Source organism: Achromobacter sp., assembly GCF_036567245.1.
Lineage (GTDB): Bacteria > Pseudomonadota > Gammaproteobacteria > Burkholderiales > Burkholderiaceae_B > Achromobacter.
Window position 1 is genome coordinate 1 of record NZ_DATCUY010000291.1, and the last position, 4,545, is coordinate 4,545.

A 4,545-nucleotide genomic window follows, 5' to 3' on the forward strand; every position below is an offset into this window, starting at 1 on the left:
GTCGCCAGCGCGGCGCCCGTGGCGCTGACGCCGCCTGCTCGCATCGACGTCGCCTGGCTGCTGCGCAGCATGTTCCGCGACACCAACCCCTCAGGCATGCCGGGCGGCGCCGGGCTGCTGCCGGCAGACTGGCTGGATCCGGAGATGGTGGCGGGGGCCGTGCGCGCCGTGGGGCGCTCGGTGCGCGGACACCTGGTCAGCTATGGCCATCCCCAGGGCTTTGCGCCGCTGCGCCAGCAGATCGCCGCCTTCCTGCAGAACGACGGCGTGCCGGCGCACCCGGAACTCAATCTGCTGACGACCAACGGCGTTACGCACGGGCTGGACCTGATCGCGCGGCATCTGGTCAAGCCGGGCGACACCGTGCTGGTCGAGGATCCCGCCTGGTTCGTCATTTTCGGCCGCCTGGCCGCCTTCGGCGCGCGCCTGATCGGCGTGCCGCGCGGCCCCGACGGCCCCGATACGGCGCTGCTCGAACAGTTGGCGGCCCAGCACAAGCCCAAGCTCTTCATCATCAACAGCTCGGTGCACAATCCCACCGGCCACCGGTTGTCGGCAGGCGCGGCCTACGACATCCTGCGCATCGCCGAACGCCACGATTTCCTGGTGGTCGAGGACGATACCTACGGCGAATTGCACCCCGGCGGCGCCATGAAGCTGGCCGCGCTGGACGGCCTGAAGCGGGTGATCCTGGTGGGCGGCTATTCCAAGATGCTGGCGGCCAGCCTGCGCGTGGGCTATCTGGCCGCGAATCCCGAGATCCTGCAGAAGCTGGCGGACCTGAAGATGCTGGCCGGCCTGACTTCGCCTGAACTGGGCGAGCGGGTCATCCACCGCGTACTGATGGAAGGGCAGTACCGCCGCCACATCGAGCGCGTGCGCCTGCGGGTGGACGACGCCCGCCAGCGTTGCCTGAAAGGGCTGCTGAAGCTGGGGCTGACCGTGCCCCACGAGCCGCATGCAGGGATGTTCGTCTGGGCCGACTACGGCCGCGATACCGAGGCGCTGGCGCGCGTGGCGGCCGATCACGGCATGCTGCTGGCGCCGGGCACGCTGTTTTCGCCGTCACAGGCGCCGTCGACCATGCTGCGCTTTTCGGTCACCATCGTCGATCATCGCGGCGTCTGGGCCGATCTGGAAAAAATCTTCGCGCAAAACGCCTCCAGCAATCAATAATAGAGAGCTAAATCGTCGCAGCCATCGAAGGAATCGCCATGTCCGCACCCATCAAGCCCCTGACCCAGAATTTCGCCGTCGCGCCGCAGCTCGGACCGGACGACATGGCGGACGTCGCCGCCGCCGGCTACAAGAGCGTGATCATCAACCGTCCCGATTTCGAAGGCGGCCCGGACCAGCCCACCGCCGCGGACGTGTCCAAGGCCGCGCTGGCCGCTGGCCTGCAGATCGAATATCAGCCCGTGGTGGGCAGCGCCATGACCGCCGCCGACGTGGCGCGTTTCGCCGAACTGCTGCAAACCCTGCCGGGCCCGGTCCTGGCGTACTGCCGCACCGGCACGCGTTGCACCAATCTGTTCGCCGCCGCCCAGCAGCTGGGCTGAGCGCGCGCTTGACGCGCGTCAAGACGGGCCAGGTTCCGTTGATGTGAACCTGGCGCGTTTCCGGTAGCATGGAGGTACCTCACAAACAGGAGCAGGCAAGATGTTCAAGAAGATCCTGATTCCCACCGACGGTTCCCCGCTCTCGGCCCAGGCCGCCAACGCCGGTATTTGCTTCGCGCGCTCCGTGGGCGCTGAAGTCGTCGCCCTCTACGTGACCCAGCCTTTCGCTGCCACCATCGGTTTCGACGGCATGGCCGCCGCTTACGCCATCACCGACGAAGACTACGAAAAGGCCTCCGCCGAGCAGGCCGACAAGTATCTCAAGCAGATCACCGATCGCGCCGACACCGCCGGCGTGAAGTCCGAGTCGCGCGCCGTGTCCAACTTCAACGTTGCCGACGGCATCGTGCAAGCCGCCTCCGACGCCGGCTGCGACCTGATCTTCATCGGCAGCCACGGCCGCAGCGGCCTGTCGCGCCTGCTGCTGGGCAGCGTCACCGCCAAGGTCCTGTCGCTGGCCAGCACCGCCGTGCTGGTGTACCGCGTCAAGGAAGAAAAGAAGTAGCCTGCTGGATCAGCCGCCGCGGAATGCTCTACGGAGTTGCCCCAGGCTGGTGCATGGCTACCGAGCCCCTCCCGCTGGAGGGGCTTTTTTTATCCTTGGCCTTTGCAGGGACTAGGCTTGTTTCTTGCTACGCCGCGCGTAATATTTGTGGATCAGTGCGGGCGCGATTTCGCCATTCTCAAGCACCCTACGCGGCATGGCGCCCGCCGCGGCAAGGCCCGGTCGGGCTTGCCGTCTTCGCCCGGTAGTTCACTGCAAGGGAAGAGGCCATGACTCGCAAGACGCGTATCGAGCTATACCGCAATATCGGCATCAGCGCCCATATCGACGCGGGCAAAACGACCACCACCGAGCGCATCCTCTTCTACACCGGCATCACCCACAAGATCGGCGAAGTGCACGACGGCGCCGCCGTGATGGACTGGATGGAGCAGGAGCAGGAGCGCGGCATCACCATCACGTCGGCCGCCACCACCGCCTTCTGGAAGGGCATGGCGGGCAATTACCCCGAGCACCGCATCAACATCATCGACACGCCGGGCCACGTCGACTTCACCATCGAGGTCGAGCGCTCCATGCGCGTGCTGGACGGCGCGGTCATGGTCTATGACGCCGTGGGCGGCGTGCAGCCGCAATCCGAAACCGTCTGGCGCCAGGCCAACAAGTACAAGGTGCCGCGCCTGGCCTTCGTCAACAAGATGGACCGGGTCGGCGCGGATTTCCTGCGCGTGCAGCGCCAGATCGCCGAGCGTCTGAACGGCGACGCCGTGCCCATCCAGCTGCCGGTGGGCGCCGAAGACCATTTCGAAGGCGTGATCGACCTGGTCAAGATGAAGGCCATCATCTGGGACGAGGCCAGCCAGGGCGTGCGCTTCGAGTACCGCGACATTCCCGCGGCAATGCAGGAGCAAGCGCAGGAATGGCACGACAAGATGGTGGAGAAGGCTGCCGAGGCCAATGAAACCCTGCTGGAAAAGTATCTGTCGGGCGAACCGCTGACCGAGGACGAGATCAAGCAGGGCCTGCGCATGCGCACGGTCGCCAACGAAATCGTACCCATGCTCTGTGGCAGCGCCTTCAAGAACAAGGGCGTGCAAGCCATGCTGGACGCGGTCATCGACTACATGCCTTCGCCAGTGGACGTGCCCGCCATCAAAGGCCATGACGTGCGCGACCACGAAATCGAACGCCATCCCGCCGACAACGAACCGTTCTCGGCCCTGGCCTTCAAGATCATGACCGACCCCTTCGTCGGCCAGCTGGTGTTCTTCCGCGTCTATTCGGGCGTGGTGAAATCCGGCGATTCGGTCTTCAATCCCATCAAGGAAAAGAAAGAAAGGCTGGGCCGCATCCTGCAGATGCACGCCAACGAGCGGCGCGAGATCACCGAGGTCTACGCGGGCGACATCGCCGCGGCCGTGGGCATCAAGGACGTCACCACGGGCGACACGTTGACCGATCCGGCCCACATCATCATCCTGGAACGCATGGTGTTTCCGGAGCCCGTCATTTCCCAGGCCGTGGAGCCCAAGACCAAGGCCGACCAGGAAAAAATGGGCATCGCGCTGGGCCGCCTGGCGCAAGAGGATCCGTCCTTCCGCGTGCGCACCGACGAGGAATCCGGGCAGACCATCATCTCCGGCATGGGTGAGCTGCACCTGGAAATCCTGGTCGACCGCATGAAGCGCGAGTTCGGCGTAGAGGCCACCGTGGGCAAGCCCCAGGTCGCGTACCGCGAGACCATCCGCAAGACCTGCAACGAGGTTGAAGGCAAGTTCGTCAAGCAATCGGGCGGACGCGGCCAGTACGGCCACGTGGTGCTCAAGCTGGAGCCGCAGGAGCCCGGCAAGGGCTACGAGTTCGTCGATGCCATCAAGGGCGGCGTGGTGCCGCGCGAATTCATTCCAGCGGTCGACAAGGGCATACGCGAAGCCCTGAACGCGGGCGTGCTGGCGGGCTACCCCGTGGTGGACGTGAAGGCGACGCTGTTCTTCGGGTCCTACCACGACGTGGACTCGAACGAAAACGCCTTCAAGATGGCGGGCTCGATGGCCTTCAAGGAAGGCATGCGCCGCGCGGATCCGGTGCTGCTGGAACCCATGATGCACGTCGAAGTGGAAACGCCCGAGGACTTCACCGGCAACGTCATGGGCGACCTGTCGTCGCGGCGCGGCATGGTCCAGGGCATGGAGGACATCGCCGGGGGCAGCGGCAAGCTGGTGCGGGCTGAAGTGCCGCTGGCCGAGATGTTCGGCTATTCCACGTCGCTGCGTTCGCTGACCCAGGGGCGCGCGACCTACAGCATGGAATTCAAGCACTATGCCGAGGCGCCGCGCCAGGTGGCGCAGGAAGTGATGGCGGCCCAGGGCGCGGGCCGCTGAGCCGGCGTCGCGGGTGTCGCGCTTGTCAGGCGGGGGCGGC

At 65.7% G+C, this 4,545-nt stretch carries 4 protein-coding genes; all 4 read left to right on the plus strand.

The genetic code is table 11. The features are described 5' to 3' along the window. Positions 1-1,176, plus strand: a 1,176-nt coding sequence (locus VIR09_RS12990) for a PLP-dependent aminotransferase family protein (protein ID WP_332013236.1), incomplete at its 5' end; no start/stop codon positions are given. Positions 1,177-1,214: 38 nt separating this feature from the next. Next, positions 1,215-1,559, plus strand: coding sequence for a TIGR01244 family sulfur transferase (locus VIR09_RS12995; RefSeq protein ID WP_332013237.1), 345 nt, complete (start codon positions 1,215-1,217; stop codon positions 1,557-1,559). Positions 1,560-1,659: 100 nt separating this feature from the next. Continuing rightward, the gene (locus VIR09_RS13000; protein ID WP_332013238.1) at positions 1,660-2,124 is read left to right on the plus strand and encodes a universal stress protein; all 465 of its coding nucleotides are present in this window, start codon (positions 1,660-1,662) and stop codon (positions 2,122-2,124) included. A 269-nt stretch (positions 2,125-2,393) separates the two neighbouring features. Beyond that, entirely contained in the window at positions 2,394-4,505 is a 2,112-nt protein-coding gene (gene fusA / locus VIR09_RS13005; protein WP_332013239.1) for an elongation factor G, read from the plus strand. Positions 4,506-4,545 lie beyond the last annotated feature (40 nt).

Coding starts and splice junctions, on each gene's coding strand:
- VIR09_RS12995 (WP_332013237.1), top strand. CDS start 1,215: ATGTCCGCACCCATCAAGCCCCTGACCCAGAATTTCGCCGTCGCGCCG.
- VIR09_RS13000 (WP_332013238.1), top strand. CDS start 1,660: ATGTTCAAGAAGATCCTGATTCCCACCGACGGTTCCCCGCTCTCGGCC.
- fusA (WP_332013239.1), top strand. CDS start 2,394: ATGACTCGCAAGACGCGTATCGAGCTATACCGCAATATCGGCATCAGC.